Source organism: Novipirellula sp. (assembly GCF_041583735.1).
Taxonomy (GTDB): domain Bacteria; phylum Planctomycetota; class Planctomycetia; order Pirellulales; family Pirellulaceae; genus Novipirellula.
This window is the reverse complement of the sequence record NZ_JBFHFD010000032.1, coordinates 1-20,926: the sequence shown is the minus strand read 5'-3', so window position 1 is coordinate 20,926 and position 20,926 is coordinate 1. Positions and strand designations below refer to the sequence as shown.

The following is a 20,926-nucleotide window of genomic DNA, read 5'->3' as shown; positions in this document are numbered from 1 at the left end:
CGAATCTTGCTGCGTGAACGAACCCCAAAGTCAACCCCGTCGGTAGCGCCCGCGGCGCGAGCCGTCCGGTTACGGCGAGTAAAGCGTTCGAAATAGACCGGGCGGCTTGCCCCGCACCGCTACAAAACGACGCCGCGTCGCGATGGAAGACGCTGTCGATTATTGGACACGCATGAATTTACAGGCGGCGTTGCTGACATTGGCCGGAAAATCGTTTCGCGAAGTGATCAGCATTGACGGCGACTGGGGCACCGATTCGATGTAGGCTGACAGAGACTCGTCGGCTTGCTGGGTGCTGGTGCGATGGGCCATGGCGAGTCGGATCAGCATCGTTTCGAGGTCGCTCGCGGATTTACGAGAGAGCTGCGAGTTGTCCAGAGGATCATGTGACTCGCTGGTAATCATCAGCTGGACGCCGACATTGCGCTGCCAAAGTTCGGTCAGACAGGTGGCGGCTAGCGATAGCACACGCTCGATCGTCTCTTCGCGGTCTGCGTTCGCACCGTCGGACATCGGATCGCGGGGGGGCGATGTTTTGCTTGGCAATGCGGGGCTGGCAGGATCCGGGGCGACGGCGGTGTCGACCAAGATAAACGCCATGCGAACGCCGGGAGTCTGGAATTCTTGAACGATCGGTTTCCCGAGCCGAGCCCACGAGGAAAAATCCCAGCGTCGCACCGACATGCCGGTTTCGTATTCGCGGCTGCCCGAATAATCGTAGGCCTCGGCGGCCGCGATTCTGCGAATCCAACCTGACATGTCCGACAGCTTACCGCTGGAGGCTGCTTCGTCGGTCTGGCCCACCAATCGAGGCGTGATTGGAATCGTCGTCTGGCTGGGGATCCGTTTGGTGAACTCGAACAAGCAGAACGGAAACATCGATTTCACACACACATCGGGCAACGGATGCACGCCACGATGACGGAAGCGAATCGCGACGTCGGTCGAAGCCGTTTCACGAGGCGAGATCATTCCGATCGAGACGGCGCCGGACAGTACCTCGTAAGCTTGAGAAGCCTCGCTCGGTTGGTTTGCTGATCGTTTGCGAAAACGGCGAAACAAATCTTTGCGGCGTGATGCATCCAATCCCGCCGTCAATTGCAATGCGGGCAAATGACGTTGGTTCTTCAAATGGATTCGCAGGTTGAAAATCTGGCCCGCTTCGACACAGCGTGGCAGCGAGAAATCGACGTGCAAACGAGGCTGCATCAATTGGTTCACCAGCAAGCTGACGCCAAGCGTGGCAACACAGGCGGCAAACATGCCGACCCAGGGGTAACCCCACAAGATGTTCAGCGAAATGATGCCGATCAACAGCATCGAAATGGATGCGGGAGTCGCGGAGCGACGAATCGCAATCGCCGTTCGCAGCGGAAACACCAACACGGTGGCTAAGCCATGCAATATTCGTCGCCACCAAGGTCGCGTCCCCGCCGGAGGTGTCGGTAACAAGGGATCCGGCATCGCAGAAGTTTAGCTTTCGGGGGAAGAGATACAGGGATGGGACGCGATTCAGACTGGCACTTCGATGGACTTTAACAAATCAACGATGATCAGCGTGGTTTCTTCGGAGGTCGCGATGGCGTTGCGAGGCGAAACGCGATGCGAAAGGATGCTCGGTGCCAAGCTTTGGACATCGTCGGGCAGCACATAGTCACGTCCCAACAAAACCGCCTTTGCTTGGGCGGCTCGCATCAACATTTTCGATCCTCGCGGGCTAACCCCGACTCGCAGTCGCGTGTCGGTACGCGTCGCGGCGGCAATCTCGACGATATACGCCACTGCTTTGCGATCGACTTTGACTTTGCGGACAAATGATTGCAGTGCTGTCAATTCGTCGCCAGTCATGACGGGAGTCAATGCGGACGCCGGGTCCGATGCCGCTTGTTCAAGCAGCAATTCAATTTCGCTGTTGGTATCGGGATAATCCATCGACAATCGCATCAGGAAGCGGTCGAGTTGCGATTCCGGCAACGGGAACGTGCCTTCGAAACCGGACGGGTTTTGGGTGGCGATGACAATGAAGGGACGCTTCAGTACATACCGCTTGCCATCGACCGTGACCTGGGACTCCGCCATCGCTTCCAATAACGCACTCTGCGTGCGAGGTGAGGCGCGGTTAATTTCATCGGCGATCAACAGGTTGCTGAAAACCGGCCCTGCTCGAAATTCGAATGTTCCCGAGGACGGCCGGAAAACACTGCTACCGATGATGTCCGCCGGCAACAGGTCAGGCGTGCACTGGATGCGTTGGAACTCGAGGTCAATCAATCTCGCCAACGATTTGGCGAGCGTGGTTTTACCGACCCCAGGCACGTCTTCGAGCAGCACCGAGCCTTCGGCCAACATCGCGATCAAGACGGCGTCAATCACATTCGCTTTGCCACGAATCACCTCTTGCAGCGATGTCCGCACATGGTTGATTTTCGTGAGCAATTCCGCAGCGTTGATGGTCGGTTGGGAAAGCGGTGGCGATGACATTTCAGAAGCGGTTTCGTGCACGTGATGAGGGTCGGAGTGATGGGATGAAGAGTGAAGGGACACTGACGTTCTTTCGAAAACGATCCCCCGTCAAGCGTTTGGCTCAAGACCGTTCCGCTGCAATCTTGCTGACGCGTTGTGGCTCTCGTTTTTCCGGCCCGATGTTTTATCGGCGCTTGTTTTGTGAGGGCTTGTTTGTTGGACACTGCGTTGGGCTGCGGGGCGATATTTTTTCGAGAAGACGAGTACGATTTCGAAACGAGGAGGGGATGGATAAGTCGTTGGGAGTGAGAAATCTGATTCTCTGGACAATTGGCCAGAGAATCAATTGGCCGGAGAATCAATCGGCCAAACAATTGGATCGGGGGATGACGATCCGTTTTGCCTTCCGACGCAATTGTACCCGACCGGTCGCGCAGCGGGTGGCGTGGTAAGACAACAAAATGAGTTCGAGTTTCGCAGCGGACCCCCAGTGACCGCAAAATTACTCGCCCGCATTGTCGCAGCTACCATGGTGAAGTGCCTGGAAAAGGTAGCTATACTATGACAACCTACCTAGATCCCCTCCGAAAAATCGAGAGACGCCGCTGATGCGACATTCTATTTGCCAAAGAAGTTTTCGTTCCCCGCTGACTCGGCTGTCCCGGCTTAGCCTGGTGTCGTCGAGCCTTTGTTTTTTGAGCCTCGGTTTGCTCGGTGCGAATAGCGGGGCGGAACAAACCGTCCCCGCGGTAGCTCCATCGAACGAGGTCACATTGGGGGAGGGGACGTTGTTGACGGGAATCCCCGGCGAAGGCGATTTGACCGAGGCGGAGCTGAAGCTGTGGCTTGCAAAACCCGAGAATCATGCGGAATTGAAAATCAAGTTGCCGCTCGGACTTGATGCCGCCAGTGCGAATGTGTTCATTCCCGAAGACAATCCAATGACTCGGGCCAAGATCGAACTGGGGCGTCAATTGTATTTCGATCCTCGCTTGTCATCCGACAGCACCGTGTCGTGTTCATCTTGTCATGATCCCGACCAAGGTTACGCAGCGAATACACAGTTTGGTGTGGGCGTTCGCCAGCAAGAGGGGGGGCGGAACTCACCCGTCTCGTACAACCGAATTGTCAGCAAGGCTCAGTTTTGGGACGGCCGCGCCGCGACGCTCGAAGAACAAGCGGTAGGGCCGATCGCGAACCCGATCGAGATGGGCAATACTCACTCGGGATGTGTCGAATGCTTGTCCGGCATCGCCGGTTACAAGTTGCAGTTCGATGCAATTTTCGAGGATGGATTGAGCATCGACAACGTCGGCAAAGCAATTGCCTCGTTTGAACGTGCCATCGTTACCGGTCCCGCTCCCTACGACTACTATGCTCCGCTTGTCCGTTTCGAGGAAACGTTCGCGGATGATTTAGAGTATCTCGATGAAGAGCCTGAATTGAAAAAACAGTACGACGCACTGAAGAAAGCGGTTGCCGAGCATCCGATGAGTGAGTCGGCTAAACGAGGCATGAAGTTGACGTTCGGGAAAGCCAACTGTACGGCATGTCATGCCGGTGGCAACTTTACCGATGAACAGTACCACAATCTCGGGGTCGGAATGGCCGCCGAGAAGCCGGACCTTGGCCGATTTGAAATCAGCAAGGACGAGAAGGACCGAGGCGCATTCAAGACGCCGACGATGCGAAATGTCGCCGCGTCGCCTCCGTACATGCATGACGGAAGCCAGAAAACGCTCGAGGAAGTGGTTGAGTGGTACGACCGCGGCGGACATCCCAACCCATGGTTGAGCGACAAGGTCAAACCGTTGAAGTTGACCGAGCAGGAAAAGGCCGACTTAGTCGCATTCATGGTTGAAGGTTTGACAGGCAATTTCCCACCGATCCTGCAAACTCGCTTTCCCAAGTAACCCGTCCCGCGCCACCCGTAGCGAAGGTCGTCAAGACTTTCGGACTCGTTGCGTTTTTCAGCCGTGACGCGTCAGCGGCCGGGTTTTGCGAGTATTCCCCAGGGCCTCCCGGCCCGCGCCAATGGAAGCGGGTGACCGATGACAGGCTAGAAGCCTGTCTCACACGCCAGGCTGGAAGCCTGCGCTATGGGGGGCTGGCCTTGCAACCGGAATAACCGTCAAAGCTTTCCAGAATTGCTCAACCGGCACGATCGGAATTGTCGAAACAGTCACTAGGGTCGCTGTGCACTCAGCGGACTGATGATGATGATTCGTTCAATGTGTCGGAAGATAAGCAATGAAATTGCCGCGTACGATCCGCTGTTCCGCTCTCCGAATGGCATTCGGTGTAGCGTCGATTGCTAGCTTTTTGCTAGGAACGCCAGGGTTGCAGGCTCAAGTACGTACAAAAAAGCCGGATCGCGGCGTTTACGAACCGCCCACGGTGACCAAGTCCGCAGCCCAGTCGAATTCGCGACTGATTCCGGTGCCGGTCGAAGACGTTCACGGCAATGTCGTGGAATCGGGCGACCGTGATGCTCAGGCAGCGAATGCCCAGGAAGGTTCGCCAGCCACGGCACCTCAATTGCTATCACGTCGGGCGAAACTGCAGCAAGTCAGCCACAATAACGTCGTGCTGATGGACCCGACTCCACACGGCAGCGGCGAGCAAGAGATTATTGTGGAAAGCGACGCGTGGCCCGCGCCGATCGAAACCTGGTCCTCCGAGGGCGAAGAGTTTTACGAAGCGGGCCAGTATTACGAAGGCGGATACGGCGACGTCGGCTGCGGTGTTGAGAGCTGTGATTCGTACGGTTGTGACGGCTATGGATGCGACTCAATCGGTTGTAACCACTGTGGCCCTAGAAACTGGGCCAACGCCAGCTTGGTGTTTCGTCGTGATCGTTGGTTTGCCAATTTTGAATTGTTATTGATGTTCCGCAGCGGCGATTATCTGCCGCCGCTGTTCACCACCGCTCCCGCGACGGCCACCAACCCTGGCCGACTCGGGCAAGCCTCGACTCGCGTGTTGGCAGGCGGTGGCGAAGTGCTGAACGAGCTGACTGCTGGCGGTCGATTGACCGTGGGCACGTGGCTTGACGATTGTCATTCGCGAAGCATGGTGGTTCGCGGTTGGGGAACGGGCGAGGAGACCTATAACTTCAGTGCCGATCAATCGACGACCCCAGTCATCACACGCCCCTTTTTCAATGTCACCACGGGCCAAACGCCGAGCCAAGATACGCAAGTGGTTGCGACGCCTGGATTCACCAATTCAGGATTCGCAAACGTACATGCCTCAAGCAGCGTGTACGGAGCCGACCTTTCGATTCGACAACACGCTTATTCCCGCTATGGCGGCACCGTCGATCTTTTGTACGGGTACCAGTATATGCATCTGAGCGAAGATCTGGTCACCTCGAGCAGCTCGACCGCCGGTGAGGACAACCCCGCTCCGCTTGGCTCGGTCATCGCGATCCGAGATTCGTTTGACGCACAAAACGATTTCCACGGCGGACAGATTGGAATTGCAACACGCTACCGTGAAGGATGTTGGTCGTTCAACAGTTTGTTCAAAGTTGCCGCAGGAAATCTGCGACGCGAAGCCACTTTGGCAGGGCAAACCCAAACCAGCAATGGCCCGACATTCACGGATCCCAATGGTCTGCTGGTTCGCAGCACCAACGCAGGGAATCGAATCGACGATACATTCGCCTGGGTTCCCGAGATCGATCTATCGCTGGGATGGCGTTACTTCCCGAGGTTTGACGTGACGGTGGGGTATCACATCATCGCGATGACGGAAGCGTTGCAAGTTTCAGGGCTGATCGATGACCAATTGGCGTCCAACCTAGCGGATCCGGTTTCCGACCCGCTACGCCCGAGTTCCAAGATGGATTACAAGACGTTTTATGTGCACGGCATCCATTTTGGATTGCAGTACGTGTACTAAACCCATTCTTGGATGGTTGGCTTGATCACGATTTCCGGTACATGAGCTCGCGGTGGCAATTGGCAAATCGTGCCAATCAGCGCCGCGATGTCTTCGGGTTGCAGGATCGCGTCTTTGTGCTCTTGCGTAACCGCCACAGGCCGGTTGTCCAAAATCGGCGTGTTGACTTCGCCGGGATAGACGTTCGTCACTCGCACGCCTTCGTGGCGTACTTCGTTTGAAATGGCGGTGCCAAGGGCGGTCATTGCAAACTTGCTGGCACAGTAAGCCACGCCGCCGAGAGAGATCGCTCGTTTGCCAGCGATCGACGAGATGTTGATCACAACGCCGTCACGACGCTCACGCATTTGCGGAAGCACTTCGAGAATACAGCGGTAGGCACCCGAGGCATTGATTTGCATGACACGATCCCAGTCTTCGGGAATCATCGCGGCCATGGTGCGATTTTGAATATTGATCCCCGCACTATTCACCAAGATGTCAACCTCGCCCACTTGCTCACGGACAAAGGCAAAGAACGCGGTAATGCTGTTGGGATCCGCTACGTCGATCGCGTGAGTCCGAACGGGATGCTCGCTTTGAATCGATTTGGCCAGCGTCTCAAGCGGCTCGGTACGACGTCCGCCGACGACGACTTTGCAGCCAGCCATGGCCAATTCCCGTGCGATACCGGCGCCAATCCCCGTTCCGCCGCCTGTAATCGCAACGACTTTGCCTGCTAAATTTGACACGATGCCAATCCCAATGATGTTTGTTGTTTAATGATGCAAAACGTCACACCATCAAACCGAAAACGGTTCGCGGGTGTGAGCCAACATCTTAACAAACCCATGGGGATTTTACATGCCGCGTGGACGCTTCGATTAAGTCCCATTGAACGCGGATTTCACGCCGTTTGCGTCTGGCATGCGAGCCCGGGGATCGGGGTTACCGCATTAGCGATTGAAGTAATCGGGGACGGAGGGGGTTTCGGCAATTTGCTCGGCGGGGGTCGACGGCGAACCCATCACCGCATCCTTGCGGTCCATGATTTTAATCGGGGCCGCTTTGGCAACCTTGCCGGTACTCATGATGCTGCCACCGACACCGTTGTAGCCGACCGCCTTTTGACGTTGGTCGATAACCGAACCGCTGCGAAACGGTCCAACGCCAAGCACATACGTGTCATTGTTGTGGGTCAACGCGGTCGATTCTCCGCCCGCACCCAACGCGACCCCCGTTTTCGCGTCATAACAAACCAGCCCGATTTTGGCGGTTCCCATTTGAGTGTTCCGCGAAGCAAGCTTGATTTCAGGAAGCTCGATCGGCAATCCCGGCATGCCGAGCGCTGGGATCCCCACATAGCTCTCTTGCGTATCGGTTCCCACACCGCCACTGCGTGGTTCAAGCACGACGTCCGCTTGATCGAGTGCGGTCACCAAATGACCGCCTGATTCAAAGATTTTGTGACGAAGCGTGCCCATGAGGTAAGCCTTGTCGACGGAATCAAGATACTTTTCGTCGATGAAGACTTTGTAACCCGCCAGCTCGTTGAACTGTACGTTGGAGAACGCGCGGTCAATCGCAGCCGAAATTAAAATCTGTTCCGTGCCGGTTCGCGCCGTATTGGAGGTCTTCGTCGAAGCGCATCCAATCCCCAAGACGCTGGTGCTGCAGGTTAGTCCCGCTAGGACCGCGTTCTTCCAAGTCAATCGAGTGGGTTTGGTACTCATGCGTAAATCATCCATGTGAATTAAATCTTGCTAGCATTTCATCCGCTTACTGCTAGTCACTTGCCCGACAGGTTGGGTCATTAGGATTGTTCGGATTTCATAGCGGATTGTCGTTACTGAACACTAGACCATCATTGCATTTTGCCATTAATTCGCAGACTGCCTATTTTGCGTTTCTGGGAGGCGTCGAGCAAAAATGGATGAAATCGAGTCGTTTTCGGATTTTGTAAATGGGTTTTAGGGTACTTCGCCGACTCAGGGTAGTTAAGTTTGGTGAAATAGGTGAATTGGCCGGTTTGGCATCCTGCGGTTACCCGAATTTCCGGTGTATGCTTCTGTCATACGAAAAATGAGGGAAGGGTATAATAGGATCCGCGGCGAATTTGATTTTGGGCTCGCTGATTCTGAGCTCGCTGCACTTTTCGCGTCGTTGTGCGCATTGCCCCGTTCACAATGGCGATTGGAGGGTGCAGCGAGTCCAGCATCAGCGAGGCTAGCATCAGCGAGGCCACTCGCCGTAGCGAAACTCGCCGAGAGTTTCGGGGATCGCTAGCGTCATGGAACGATAGTCTTGCCGACTCGTTGATTAAGTGAGCTGCTCGCGGGTCAGCGGCCGGGGCCGACGCGCTACCCGGTGACGTACGGCCTTACTGCCCTACGGCCTCCGGGCTCACCGTTGCGATTTGCATTTGGATTGAATCAACAAGCCGTGGACGGCTTCCGCTACGGCAAAGGGTTTTTGCATTCCGCAGGCCGTCGAGTTGTTCGTCGCACGTCGAGCGTTGGTGGTAACCTAGGCGGCTCGGTTTTTTCGGTACACGCGAGCTTCGGCGATCCATCTCGCTACATTGGCTTGGTCCGGAGTCGGGCTGCTACGCAGGATCCGTTGGCCTGCTTTGGTGTCACAGTAACGGTCGATTTCGTCGCTCAGTTCATCCGCCACACGTTCGGCCAGCTCGGCGGGCGTTCGGCAGCCCACCGCGACCAGCAGTTGTGACTTGTAACCGCATAGTGATGCGATGTGGGTCACCAGCGTTGCTTGCGCCTGCCAGTCTTCGATCAATTCCGCGGTGATCCAGCGAGTGTCCAGTTGGGCTGCCATCTGCTTGGCATCACTCGCTAAAAATTGGCCGATGGTCGTGATGCCGATGGCGGCAAATCGTTTCGCGGTCTTGGGACCGATCGAAGGCGCATCGACGAGGTCTTGGGAATGCGATGACGTGTTTGGCGATGAAGAGACGGACGCTCGTGGCCGCGACGAAGCCACATCCGACGAATCTTCCACGCTTGGCAACGTTGACGAAGTTCTCGCAGCTGGTTTGTCGGCGACCGGTTCCATCACGCTCGCCCCGGACGCGGTCGTCGCGTTTGGCATGGGGCGTTCAGCGCGGACCGATCGGACTTCTTCGGGCAAGTTCGCTTTGACAGTCCCGGTGCGTTCGAATTCGGCAAACAGGGCTCGGACGGCTTGCTGTTCTTGTGCCGAGGCAATCTTTCGCACGACCCATCGCGACGGCATTTGGATGGCCGAGATGACCGTGGCCAAGTTCAACGAGACCTCCGGAAGTGGGCTATGGCAGGACTGCGCGACGCGTTCAAGAATGCGAGCCCAACCGGTGATCGCGATCCCAAACATGGTGACCAAGATATCGCGAGACTCGGCGTTCAGCCCTTCGGGTGGCTGCTTCACGCCTCGCTCGAGATCATAGATTTCGATGATTCGGTGGTAATGTTGGTGCGACTGGGTTGCTGCGGTGGTCACGGCCTCGGAGATCCAATCTTCGTGACGAGCGAGTTGAAAGTCGACACGAACCTCACCATCGCGGATTTGGCTGTAGATTTCCTCGTACGCCTGACAAACGCTCCATTCCATCGGCCGATGGACGACACCCTCACGTTCGCTCGAACCGGTATGCAGCGGCATGATCGGGTCGGTGAAGTAGTGGCTGAGCACCCCCAAGCTGTAGGCGGCGTCTTTGTATTGTTGATTTTGCAGCTGCTCGGTGGCGGTGGCGAGCCATTTTTTGCAGGCACGCGGAGCGCCGCCCCAATGGTTGTCGCCGACATGCAGCACGTGGTTTTTGAAGTCGCGAAACTTCGTGTCCGGATCCTTGGCACCGGTCAGGTAGGCGTTGTAATGCTGTAGCAGAAGATTCCCGAGCAGAATTCCCGAGGGGGTTTTCAGCATGGGGATTGCATCAAGCGCGAAATAGTGATGCGTGCTGCGGCAATGCGCCGCGCGAAGGATCGTCAACAGGAGCGACATTTCGTTCTCCAAAAAAAACAGGACGCTGCCGAATCAGGCGAGACGCGAGTCAAGGATGGCAAAATACAGGATCAACGCGAGCCGATTCGAGGAATCAATCCCCCAATGAATCGCAGATTGGCCCTGTTCGCGTCAAACGAGAATCGGCGGATTCTTTGTCGATCGAGGCCGAATGTCCGCGAATCGTTTCAGGAAATGAACGCCCGACCCAGGGTGCATTGGGCTGGCGTGCATGTGACCGAATATGAAGAAATCGCGTGGAGACGTGACGATTGCATGAAAATGTAGCGACAGAATGTTTGCCACCCCCGCTCCCCCTTGTTATCTAAATTCCGTTATGGGAACGTGGGCCGTTTTGTTTTAGGACGGTGCGGTCAGTGCATTTCGCTCGGTGATTCTGCTTGATGGTCGCTCAGCGATTAAACACTGAGCGAACGAATCTCATTGCGTATCGCCGTGGCGTCCTTGTGAAGTATTGCGAAAAACTCTTCGGGGCGTGCCGTGCGGTCATCTCGTCTGTTTTGGAAACTGTTCCTGATTTCGGTTGGCTTGAACTTGATGCTGGCCGTGGGGTTCCTGTTCATCGTGACCTCGTCGCAGCGAGAGGAAATCAATCGGCAAGTGGAGCAGCGGTTGTTTGACACCGCCATCGTTTTGCGTAGCCACGTAACGGACTTGGTCGCTGACGTGCTTGACAAAGAGGGCGACGAAGAATCGGTGACCCAGGCTAAAGCAGAATTGCAAGCATTGATTGTGCAATTAGCAACCGAGACTCAGATGCGTCTGACGATCACGGACGACGAAGGCGTTGTCTTGGCCGAATCCGAGCGAGATCCAAAGACGGTACTGAATCATGCGAACCGTCCTGAGTTGCGGGCGGCCAGCAAAACCGGCAAAGGGGTGGCGACCCGCGAGAGTCCAACGGTTCATCTGGATATGTATTATCTCGCTCTAAAAATGCAATCGCCCAAGGGAAGATCGGCTTTTGTGCGAGTCGCGGTCGAGCTGGATACGATCAACGAGCGTGTGGATACCGTTCGCCGCTCGTTGTGGCTGCTCGCACTGTTGTTTGGCGCAATCGCAACGGCGCTGACCTACGCGATCGTAGGCCGCATCATCAATCCTTTGGCTCAACTTACCGAGCGCGCCCAGGCAATCGCTAGCGGGATGGATCAAGCACCGGTGCAGGTTCGCAGCCACGACGAGGTTGGCTTGTTGGCCGAAGCATTCAACCAAATGCAGTCCGAACTGGGGTGGCGATTTCGGCAATTGCGTGAGAAGAACGAGCAGATGTCGACGGTACTCAGCAGCATGGACGAGGGCATCATCGCCATCGACATGGACGAGCGAATCGTGTTGGCCAATGACGCCAGTAAGACGCTGCTTAATTTTGCCACCGCCAACGAGGTCGGCCGTCCTTTGCTCGAGGCGGTTCGCAGTCGGCCGCTGTACGAGTTGGTGCAAAAGTGTTTGGAAACCGGTGGACCCGAACAAACCGAATTCGAATCGATCTGTCAAGTTCGGCGAGACTTGGCAGTGCGGGCAACGTGTTTACCAGGCGATCCTGCCAACGGCGTCGTGATGGTGTTGCACAACATCACCGAGCTGAGACGGCTCGAGAATCTACGCCAGGAATTTGTTGCCAATGTCTCTCATGAATTAAAAACACCACTCGCGTCAATCAAGGCGTATGCGGAAACACTTCGTCTAGGAGCGATGAGCGATCCCGAGAACAACTTGAAATTCGTTGATCGGATCGAGGAACAGGCCGAGCGTTTGCATCAGCTGATTCTTGACATGCTGCAAATCGCACGCGTCGAATCGGGCGAAGAAGCGTTCGAGATCACCGATGTGTCGGTGAACAAAGTCGTCGACACCTGTTTCAATCACAACACCGATGCGGCGCAGCGAAAGGAGATTCAATTGGTGGTCGAGCCACCGCCATCTCCGATACTTGTGTACGCTGACGAAGATGGCTTGACGACGATCCTGGATAATTTGATCGGCAACGCAATCAAGTATACGCCCGAAAAGGGACGTGTGACCGTGCGTTGGTGGCAAGAGCAAGATCAGATGTTACTCGAGGTTCAAGATACTGGCATCGGGATTGCACCGGAGCATCACACACGCGTGTTCGAGCGGTTCTATCGAGCCGACAAAGCACGCTCACGCGAATTGGGTGGCACCGGATTGGGGCTTTCGATCGTCAAGCACCTCTGCCAAGCGTTTGGCGGGTCAGTGAAGTTGTGCAGCAAGCCGGGCGAAGGCAGCACGTTCCAGGTCCGCTTGCCACTCAGCTAGGCGTGCCAAGCTCGCGTGATTACGCTTGATTGCCAACGCGTCACGGTTTAAGTTAATACCGACTTGAGGCAATCGAACGCGGCGACTGGGGGTTGGGCGAGAATCGCTCGAATCGTGGCCGAACGCATTGCTAGAGACGCATTGCTAAAAACGCATTGCTAAAAAGATGACCCCCGCGTTCCCCCGCAGGGATCACGCTTTCCAGCTTGATACCACTGCTAGGAAGTTCACGCGGGTGAGAATCCGTTAAAAAACAGCGTGTTTTGGGTTGTTTTTTACTTAGCCAACGCAGCGGACCTGGCGTACATATCGAGCCCGCAGCAACGCCACTTCGAAACTGTCTTCATAATCGCGCCGCCTTTAAGCGATCTTAACGCAATCTTAACATTCGGACTCTAGGATCTCGGCTGTTCGAGTCGCTCACGACTCGTTTGCTCGCTATAAATCCTGGAGAAGGTAAATGATTTGGTTGAAACCGTTTCGTAGTGGCACCCTGTTGCTTGGCGAAACTTTGGCGGCAGGGGTGGTTTGTTTGGCAATGGTCGGTTGTGGGCCTGCTTCGACCAGCCCATCCGAATCGACTTCCGACATTGCGTTTGACGACTTGGCAACAAGCGAGCTCGCCGATATCGAAGGTGCCGTGGAAATTGATGGATCGAGCACTGTGGCTCCGATTAGTGAAGCCGCGGCCGAAGCGTTTGGTAAAAACTTCAAGAACGTCAAGGTGACGGTGGCCATTTCGGGAACCGGAGGCGGTTTCGAACGGTTCACCAACGGCGAGATTGATATCTCCGATGCATCGCGTCCGATCAAAGATTCGGAATTCAAAGTTTGTAAAGAAAAAGGCGTTTCGTTTGTCGAATTGCCTATCGCGTACGACGGATTGTCGATTGTGATCAACAAAGAAAACGACTTTGTTAAACAGTTGACGGTTGATGAATTGAAGAAGATTTTTCTACGCGAAGGCGGTGCAAAGACTTGGAAGGATGTGAATCCCGAGTGGCCCGAGTTGCCGATCAAAATCTATGCTCCAGGAACCGATTCAGGCACGTTCGACTACTTCTTCGGGGACGTGGTCGCCAAGGATGATGAACATGAACATCCTCGTGACGACATGTCGGTTAGCGAAGACGACAACGTGTTGGTCACGGGGGTGGCTGGCGAAAAGGGAGCAATTGGGTTCTTCGGCGCTTCGTATTACTTTGCCAACGTTGACAAGATCAAAGCTGTCAAAATTGTCGATCCCAATACCGGCAAAGCGGTCGCACCGACACCGGAAACGATCGAAAATGGAGAGTACGCTCCGTTCAGCCGTCCACTTTTCATCTATGTCAAAACCGACTCGATGAAACGTCCCGAAGTCAAGCAGTTCCTCGAGTTCTATCTGCGGGAGGCGGGCAAGTTGGCCGAGATGGTCGACTATGTCGCGCTGCCAGATTCGATGTACGAAGTGGTGCGAGCTCACTACGAAGAACGGATCACCGGAACCCACTATTTGACACCTGAATTGGAAAAACGCAGCGGTCCATTGGCCGAACTGTATACAACCGAAAACGTCGTCGACATCGAGTAGTCGTCATCGAGTGAGTGGTAGTGGATCTTGCTAAAGATCCTGCGGCACATGGGATCGTTAGCAAGATCCACTACCTAAAGTGTTCATCGGTGACAGAGCTGTTGGTTTGTTGATTGACGGACTGTGCGAAACTCACGTGCGAGTTTCGCGACGAGAAACCAAGCACGATGCGAACGGAAAACAAATTTCATGAGCGTGATCAACGCTACCAATGACATCACGACGATCGTCCACCATCCGTCACGGCGGCGGTCGCCGATCGCTGCACGGATTCGCGATCGTTTGGTTCGCGTGATGTTGTTTCTCAGTGCATTGTTGTCGATTGCCATCACATTCACGATCATCTTTGTGTTGTTTCGTGAAACCTTTCGCTTCTTTGCGATGGACGGTGTCAGTGTCGGCAAGTTTTTAGGGTCAGCAAAATGGTCGCCGTTGTTTTCGGGTGAGATCGGTATTTGGCCGCTTGTCGCCGGAACGCTGCTTGTCACGGCGGTGGCGATGATTGTCGCATTGCCGCTGGGGTTAGTGACGGCCGTCTACCTAAGCGAATATGCCCCTCGCAAAGTGCGGTCGACGCTGAAGCCAACGCTCGAGATTTTGGCGGGCATCCCCACGGTGGTTTACGGTTACTTTGCATTGACCGTGATCACGCCGGGGCTGAAGTTCTTTCACGAAGGCTTTAATGTTTTCAATGCGTTTAGCGCCGGATTGGCGGTAGGGATCCTCTGTCTGCCCACGGTTTGCTCGCTGTCCGAAGACGCACTGCATGCCGTCCCACGAAGTCTGCGTGACGCTGCGTACGGATTAGGTGGAACGCGATTTGACGTTGCCACCAAGGTGGTCGTTCCCGCCGCATTATCGGGGCTGGTGTCCGCGTTCTTGTTGGCGATCGCACGAGCGATTGGCGAAACAATGATCGTTGCATTGGCCGCAGGAGCGACGGCTCGCATGACGATGGATCCGCGAAACGAGATTCAAACGATGACCGGATGGATGGTCCAAATGGCGCTCGGTGACGCCAGTCACGAGGGAATGGAATACTATTCAATGTACGCGGTCGCGGCCGTGTTGTTTGTCCTTACGTTTAGCTTGACGGTGCTTGGCAACGTCGTCCGCAAACGATTTCGTGAGGCGTACGAATGAGTCAAGTCAGCGACAAACCCGATTCCAAAAAACATCGCAACTTAAAAAGTCGCCACCGACTCGATCGTTGGTTTGTGCGGTTTTGCCAAGTCACGGCACTGTTGTCGGTGATCATTTTGGCCGTCATGTTAGGTGCGGTCTTTTACCAAGGTCTACCTGGACTCGATTGGGACTTTGTCAGTTCAGCCCCCAGTGCGACACCAGCGGACGCTGGCATTCGACCGGCGCTATTGGGGTCGATGTGGGTGTGTGGCGTTTGTGCGTTGTTCACGCTGCCGATCGGAGTGGCGACCGCAATCTTTTTGGAAGAGTTCAAACCACGCTCGGTCGCGATGCGATGGTTTCACAGTTTCATCCAGTTGAACATCAGCAACTTGGCCGGCGTGCCATCGGTGGTCTATGGGATCATCGGGTTGACGGCATTTGCCGGCATGTTTGGCATCATGGGAAATCGCAACGAACCGGTGTTCGAGGTTGGTGCGACCTACTTTGACCAATTCGTTAGCGAAGGCAATCGCATCTTGTTGGTTCCGGCGGCCGAGTCGAACTCACCCGCTCCGGAATTGAAACCGGGGCTGACGGCGATCACGAGTTCCGGCCAAACGGTCGAGGTCAACGTAATCGGTGCGAAAGAGCGACTGCCACGCGAAGTGAACGTGCGGGCAGTGACATTGCGTGACGACGCTGAAGCGGGCCGTATCAGCAAAAAGGCCTGGTACTACTTTCGTCTGCCGCTGGGCCGTGGGGTGCTGTCGGGCGGTTTGACGCTGATGTTGGTCGTGTTGCCGATTGTGATCATCGCATCACAAGAGTCTTTGAGGGCGGTGCCGAATTCGCTGCGGGAAGGCTCGCTTGGCATGGGAGCGACGCAGTGGCAAACGGTCCAGAACGTGACCTTGCCCGCGGCGATACCGGGGATCATGACCGGAGCGATCTTGGCGATGAGTCGAGCGATCGGCGAAGCCGCGCCGATTTTGATCATTTGCGGCATCGTTTACATCGGTTCGAGTCCAGGGAATTTGATGGACGATTTTTCGGTGATGCCGCTACAGATTTTCAATTGGGCTGCACGCCCCCAGGTCGAATTCCATGCGGTTGCCGCCAAAGGCATCATCGTGTTGTTGACATTATTGTTGTCCTTTAATGCCGTCGCGGTGTTGATCCGCAACCGTACACAGAGGCCGCTTTCGTAATTCGAAAGAACTTTACTTTTCGTCAGGCGTCCAACGGTTGTGCGTGGCGAATGACTCGTTTACAAGTGCAGATAAACAGATGACCGCCTCCTTAAAAAAGCCGAACCCCGTGAATGAATCCCGTGACGAGGATTCCGTGGTGGTTACTAGCCAGGATTCGACTGCAATCGATACAAAACCGATTCCCGAGGACGCCCAACCCGCAATTCGCATTGCTGACTTCAATGCGTTTTATGGGGCCTATCATGCATTGTATGATATATCGTTGGACATTCCCAAGAATCGCGTGACCGCGCTGATTGGACCAAGCGGGTGTGGGAAGACGACGCTGTTGCGGTGGATCAATCGGATGAACGACATCGTTCCGACGGCCCGTGCCGAAGGCAAGATCTCGTTGGCCGATCTAGACGTCTTGGCGGCCAGCACCGATGTGGTCGATTTGCGGCGTCAGGTCGGGATTGTGTTTCAGAAACCGAATCCGTTCCCCAAGACCATCTACGACAACGTGGCCTATGGCCCGCGGCTGCACCTTCGCATCTCGCGGTCCGAGTTGGATGATTTGGTCGAGTGGGCGCTGCGTAAAGCCGCCGTGTGGGAGGAAGTCAAAGATCGCTTGCACAAACCGGCACTTGGATTGAGCGGCGGTCAACAACAGCGGGTCTGTATCGCAAGGACCATTGCCACCGGCCCCGAAGTGCTTTTGATGGACGAGCCGTGTTCGGCACTGGACCCGATTTCGACAAGCAGTATCGAAGATCTGATTTACGAGCTTCGCAAGCAGTACACGATTGTGATTGTGACGCACAACATGCAGCAGGCGTCGCGAGTCTCCGATATGACAGCGTTTTTCTATCAGGGACGCGTGGTCGAGTTTGGAACGACGGATCAAATCTTTACTCGGCCCGATCAAAAACAGACGGAAGACTACGTCACCGGAAAATTTGGTTAATTCAATATGACAAAACACTTAGACCGCGACATGGACCACCTGCATCGTGACATTTTGTCACTTTCGGCGGTCGTCGAGGAAATGATCGGTAACGCTGGCCGGGCACTGCAGGATGGGCGTACAGACCTGGCTGAAAAAGTGATCCATGATGATGAAGAGGTGGATCAGCAAGAGGTTGCAATCGAGGAAGAGTGTTTGAAGATGCTGGCGCTTCATCATCCGGTCGCAATCGATCTTCGCCGAATTGCAACCGTCATCAAAGTGAACAACGATTTGGAGCGGATCGCGGATTTGGCCGTCAGCGTGGCACAACGTGCACTCGGCGTCAAAGACTATCCTCGCTTTGTGATTCCTGAGGGAGTCGGCCCGATGGTGACGAAGGTCAGCGGGATGGTGCGTGAAGCGCTCGACGCCTTTGTCAACATGGATACCGACATCGCCCGAAGCGTGATTCTACGCGACGACGAAGTCGATGCGCTCAACACCGATTTGATCAATCGTTTGCGGTTGACGATGCAACAAGATGCTCAGTTTGTGGCTGCCGCGCTCCATTGCTTTTCAGCGATTCGCCATTTGGAGCGTATCGCCGATCTCGCGACCAACATTGCTGAGGATGCAATTTATTTGGTGGATGGCGAAATCGTTCGTCATTGCTCCGTTACGAAAAAGATTGCTAAATAAGCTGAAGGAATTATGGCTAAAACCACTGTTTTGATTATCGAAGACGATCGTTCCTTGGCCGAGGTCGTCACCTATAACCTTCAACGCGAAGGCTACGAGGTTTATGTGGCTCACGATGGCGAAGACGGGCTGACGCAGGCTCGATTGAAGTTGCCCGACGTGATCATTTTGGACTTGATGTTGCCGGTGCTCGATGGACTCGAAGCGTGCCGACGACTGCGTGCCGATTCGGCGACCAAGAATACTCGCATCTTGATGCTGACGGCCAAGGCCGAAGAGTCGGACCAATTGATTGGTTTCGCGCTCGGCGCGGATGACTATGTCACCAAACCGTTTAGCGTCAAAGTTTTGCTCGAACGCGTCAAGTCGCTTTGCCGACGGGATAACGAATCTGCCGCAGTGCAGTTGATCGCCAGCCAGGGTGTTGCGATTGATCCGGTTCGCTACCGGGTGACGGTCAATGACGATGTGGTGAATTTGACACGTAGCGAGTTTCGCTTGCTCGAGTGTTTGTTGCGGCAACCCGGACGGGTGTTCTCACGCAGCGAATTGATCGACGTCGCGCTTGGCGAAGACACACTGGTCTTGGAGCGAACAATCGACGTGCATGTTCGCTCGTTGCGAAAGAAGCTCGATACTCACGCCGATGTCGTGCAAACCGTGCGGGGGGTTGGTTACAAGTTCCGCGATCCAAGTGACCAACGCGTCGGCGAACGGGTCTAACGCGATTCGTGAAGCAATTCGTCGAAATTCAATTCCATTTGCCCGTCGTGGTCATCGCCACCGAGTTCACGGTACATCAAGCTGGGCTGGATATCGCAGCTGTTTTGATACTTGCCGGGGCCGTAACCACCGCACTCGCCTTGCACCTGCAAGTAATAAATTTGACAGATCTGCATGTTCGCATAGATCCGCACCGGTTGCACGCAGTGCATTTCAAGCGTCCATGTGCCGCAGTACCCGACATTCCCAAGACTGCCTCCGGGGTTGATAAACAAACCCAAACGTCCCAGCGAGCTGCGGCCTTGGATCATCGGCGCAGAGTCTTTGGTTTCAGTGTGCTCAACCGTGCGGCCGAGGTACAGCAGCCCTGGCTGCAACGTGATCCCTTCGGCGGGAATTTCCAGTCGCCGATAGCGGTTGGGCGTCGCCGCATCCAGAATCACCTCCTCGTACACCAACAACTCGTGATGAAGCGTCAAGTTGTAGCTGTTGGGATTGATTCGGTTTTCGTCAAACGGTTCGATGACGATCGTATCGTTTAGCTTTCGCTTGATTTCTTCACCCGAAAGAAGCATGGTCAATCCGTGCGGAGTGGAGTGTGGGGTGTGAGCTGACAACGACGGGGAACTGCTGATTGTCTGTGACGACCCTGTTGACGTCAATGATTTCAACCGCGTCGATGTCGCGTGCCCACGGATATTTTAGTGCATGCTGACGGATACGTGGCTTTTAACACCCCCCCCAATGTCCTCACATCCGCCCTTGAATTTGACCTAGAATGGGGGGCCAAGCGAGAGTCGTAGCAAAAAAGCCATGTTTGATGATAATATGTGCGTAGCGAAACTCGCCGAGAGTTTTGGTTGGGACAGCGATCTACGAAAGTCTTCGCGACTTTCGCTACGGCAGATGTAGCATGTCTCGCAGACACAACACGCTAGGCAGCTCGTCGGATAGGGGCTCGTACAGGAAAAGGTGCGAATAGCAGATGGATAATTTAGACGATGTGATTCAGTTGCCGGACGATTTTGATGGTCGGGTGCGTCTTTTTCCGTTGCCCGAACTGGTGATGTTTCCGCACGCGATGCAGCCTTTGCATCTGTTTGAGCCCCGTTATTGCGAGATGCTTCGCGAATCGCTGGCCTCGGATCGTTTGATTGCAATGGCAACGCTGACGGGGGGCATCGCGGTGATGCCAAATGAGCAGCCGCCGATCGCCACCACGATCTGTATTGGCCGCATCGTCTCGCACGCCGAATTAGAGAACGACCAGCACAATATCTTATTGGTCGGCGTGAAGCGGGCGATTATTACTCGCGAAGTCGATGCGGGGCGTCCGTTTCGCATCGCCGAAGTTGACGTTCGCTCGGACTTCTATCCGCCAATCGGAGCGGAGCATCGAACGCAGCTGAAAAAAGAATTGCTCGAGGCCTTTGCGACGATCATCCCGGCCAGCAAGCAGGCGTCGAAGAGTCTTCATGAGTTGATGGCCGGTCAAATGGGACTCGGCCCGATTACCGACATCATCTCGTACACGCTGCCATTTGAGATCGAAGCAAAATTGCGTTTGTTGGCGATCGCGGACGTCGATGACCGTGCTGCAGAATTGGTCCGTCTGCTCCGTAGCGGCAAGGTGAATCTGCACACCGTTTCGTCCGAAGAACAGGACGGCGATGGTCGTTCGCAAGACGATGAACCGTTTCCGCCCAAATTCAGCATGAATTAATGTCGTTGATCGCTCCCGCGATCATTACGTGAAGCGAAGCAGGTGAATATGAGTCATTCCATATTATGATCTGAGCCGACGGCGCTAAAACTTTGGTATTGTCGTGATTTTTGGGTGCGCTGGTTTTCTGCCACCTCTCCCCCGACTCTGCCACCTCTCCACCAACTTCGTTGGGGGAGAGGTCGAACGGAGCCTTCAGCGACGTTCGGGTGAGGGGGCTGACCGAGCAATTCGCTGGCAACGAAAACGCCGATTGCACCGAACTTGCTCGGGCGATAGCGCGGTCGCCCCCT

16 protein-coding genes are annotated in these 20,926 nt (G+C 55.1%); 10 read left to right on the top strand and 6 right to left on the bottom strand.

Translation table 11 applies throughout. From position 1 onward, the window contains the following. Positions 1–159 precede the first annotated feature (159 nt). A complete protein-coding gene (locus tag ABX962_RS04610) occupies positions 160–1,464 on the bottom strand; it encodes a DUF58 domain-containing protein (protein WP_372717064.1) in 1,305 nt (434 codons plus the stop codon). A gap of 48 nt (positions 1,465–1,512) precedes the next feature. Next, a complete protein-coding gene (locus ABX962_RS04605; RefSeq protein WP_345319453.1) occupies positions 1,513–2,481 on the bottom strand; it encodes a MoxR family ATPase in 969 nt (322 codons plus the stop codon). Between the two features lie 677 nt (positions 2,482–3,158). Here ABX962_RS04605 and ABX962_RS04600 point away from each other — a divergent pair. Together ABX962_RS04600 and ABX962_RS04595 are read left to right on the top strand one after the other, a co-directional pair. Then, complete coding sequence (locus ABX962_RS04600; protein WP_372717062.1) at positions 3,159–4,376, top strand: cytochrome-c peroxidase; 1,218 nt, start codon at positions 3,159–3,161, stop codon at positions 4,374–4,376. Between the two features lie 337 nt (positions 4,377–4,713). Continuing rightward, entirely contained in the window at positions 4,714–6,369 is a 1,656-nt protein-coding gene (locus ABX962_RS04595; protein ID WP_372717060.1) for a BBP7 family outer membrane beta-barrel protein, read from the top strand. Here the strand turns inward: ABX962_RS04595 and ABX962_RS04590 are convergent. From ABX962_RS04590 to ABX962_RS04580, 3 genes are all read right to left on the bottom strand, one after another. Next, entirely contained in the window at positions 6,366–7,103 is a 738-nt protein-coding gene (locus ABX962_RS04590) for an SDR family oxidoreductase (RefSeq protein ID WP_372717079.1), read from the bottom strand. The two genes, ABX962_RS04595 and ABX962_RS04590, sit on opposite strands and share 4 nt — an antisense overlap. A gap of 201 nt (positions 7,104–7,304) precedes the next feature. Further along, a complete protein-coding gene (locus ABX962_RS04585; RefSeq protein ID WP_372717058.1) occupies positions 7,305–8,081 on the bottom strand; it encodes a DUF6655 family protein in 777 nt (258 codons plus the stop codon). 793 nt (positions 8,082–8,874) lie between these two features. After that, entirely contained in the window at positions 8,875–10,347 is a 1,473-nt protein-coding gene (locus ABX962_RS04580; RefSeq protein ID WP_372717056.1) for a DUF4332 domain-containing protein, read from the bottom strand. 501 nt (positions 10,348–10,848) lie between these two features. Here ABX962_RS04580 and ABX962_RS04575 point away from each other — a divergent pair. From ABX962_RS04575 to ABX962_RS04545, 7 genes are all read left to right on the top strand, one after another. After that, positions 10,849–12,648, top strand: coding sequence for an ATP-binding protein (locus ABX962_RS04575; RefSeq protein ID WP_372717054.1), 1,800 nt, complete (start codon positions 10,849–10,851; stop codon positions 12,646–12,648). A gap of 460 nt (positions 12,649–13,108) precedes the next feature. Continuing rightward, entirely contained in the window at positions 13,109–14,221 is a 1,113-nt protein-coding gene (locus ABX962_RS04570; RefSeq protein ID WP_372717050.1) for a PstS family phosphate ABC transporter substrate-binding protein, read from the top strand. Positions 14,222–14,410: 189 nt separating this feature from the next. Beyond that, on the top strand, positions 14,411–15,364 hold the full coding sequence (pstC, locus tag ABX962_RS04565) for a phosphate ABC transporter permease subunit PstC (RefSeq protein ID WP_372717048.1): 954 nt from the start codon (positions 14,411–14,413) through the stop codon (positions 15,362–15,364). Further along, positions 15,361–16,557: a PstA family ABC transporter permease gene (locus tag ABX962_RS04560; protein ID WP_345682406.1), complete on the top strand. Its 1,197-nt coding sequence runs from the start codon at positions 15,361–15,363 to the stop codon at positions 16,555–16,557. Before pstC ends, ABX962_RS04560 begins: the two co-directional genes overlap by 4 nt. Before the next feature lie 79 nt (positions 16,558–16,636). Beyond that, on the top strand, positions 16,637–17,506 hold the full coding sequence (pstB, locus tag ABX962_RS04555; RefSeq protein ID WP_372717045.1) for a phosphate ABC transporter ATP-binding protein PstB: 870 nt from the start codon (positions 16,637–16,639) through the stop codon (positions 17,504–17,506). Between the two features lie 6 nt (positions 17,507–17,512). Next, positions 17,513–18,187 carry a phosphate signaling complex protein PhoU gene (gene phoU, locus ABX962_RS04550; RefSeq protein WP_372717043.1) on the top strand — a complete coding sequence of 225 codons (675 nt, stop codon included), beginning with the start codon at positions 17,513–17,515 and terminating at the stop codon, positions 18,185–18,187. Between the two features lie 12 nt (positions 18,188–18,199). Next, complete coding sequence (locus tag ABX962_RS04545; protein ID WP_339940440.1) at positions 18,200–18,910, top strand: response regulator; 711 nt, start codon at positions 18,200–18,202, stop codon at positions 18,908–18,910. Here the strand turns inward: ABX962_RS04545 and ABX962_RS04540 are convergent. Then, positions 18,907–19,485, bottom strand: coding sequence for a dCTP deaminase (locus ABX962_RS04540; RefSeq protein ID WP_372717041.1), 579 nt, complete (start codon positions 19,483–19,485; stop codon positions 18,907–18,909). The two genes, ABX962_RS04545 and ABX962_RS04540, sit on opposite strands and share 4 nt — an antisense overlap. Before the next feature lie 410 nt (positions 19,486–19,895). Between ABX962_RS04540 and ABX962_RS04535 the strand changes: the two genes are divergently transcribed. Further along, the gene (locus tag ABX962_RS04535) at positions 19,896–20,633 is read left to right on the top strand and encodes an LON peptidase substrate-binding domain-containing protein (protein ID WP_339940436.1); all 738 of its coding nucleotides are present in this window, start codon (positions 19,896–19,898) and stop codon (positions 20,631–20,633) included. Positions 20,634–20,926: the final 293 nt, after the last annotated feature.

What these genes read in the sequence shown, in the direction of transcription:
- ABX962_RS04610 (WP_372717064.1), bottom strand. Translation starts at nt 1,464, where the DNA reads ATGCCGGATCCCTTGTTACCGACACCTCCGGCGGGGACGCGACCTTGG.
- ABX962_RS04605 (WP_345319453.1), bottom strand. Translation starts at nt 2,481, where the DNA reads ATGTCATCGCCACCGCTTTCCCAACCGACCATCAACGCTGCGGAATTG.
- ABX962_RS04595 (WP_372717060.1), top strand. Translation starts at nt 4,714, where the DNA reads ATGAAATTGCCGCGTACGATCCGCTGTTCCGCTCTCCGAATGGCATTC.
- ABX962_RS04585 (WP_372717058.1), bottom strand. Translation starts at nt 8,081, where the DNA reads ATGAGTACCAAACCCACTCGATTGACTTGGAAGAACGCGGTCCTAGCG.
- ABX962_RS04580 (WP_372717056.1), bottom strand. Translation starts at nt 10,347, where the DNA reads ATGTCGCTCCTGTTGACGATCCTTCGCGCGGCGCATTGCCGCAGCACG.
- ABX962_RS04570 (WP_372717050.1), top strand. Translation starts at nt 13,109, where the DNA reads ATGATTTGGTTGAAACCGTTTCGTAGTGGCACCCTGTTGCTTGGCGAA.
- pstC (WP_372717048.1), top strand. Translation starts at nt 14,411, where the DNA reads ATGAGCGTGATCAACGCTACCAATGACATCACGACGATCGTCCACCAT.
- ABX962_RS04560 (WP_345682406.1), top strand. Translation starts at nt 15,361, where the DNA reads ATGAGTCAAGTCAGCGACAAACCCGATTCCAAAAAACATCGCAACTTA.
- pstB (WP_372717045.1), top strand. Translation starts at nt 16,637, where the DNA reads ATGACCGCCTCCTTAAAAAAGCCGAACCCCGTGAATGAATCCCGTGAC.
- phoU (WP_372717043.1), top strand. Translation starts at nt 17,513, where the DNA reads ATGACAAAACACTTAGACCGCGACATGGACCACCTGCATCGTGACATT.
- ABX962_RS04545 (WP_339940440.1), top strand. Translation starts at nt 18,200, where the DNA reads ATGGCTAAAACCACTGTTTTGATTATCGAAGACGATCGTTCCTTGGCC.
- ABX962_RS04540 (WP_372717041.1), bottom strand. Translation starts at nt 19,485, where the DNA reads ATGCTTCTTTCGGGTGAAGAAATCAAGCGAAAGCTAAACGATACGATC.
- ABX962_RS04535 (WP_339940436.1), top strand. Translation starts at nt 19,896, where the DNA reads ATGGATAATTTAGACGATGTGATTCAGTTGCCGGACGATTTTGATGGT.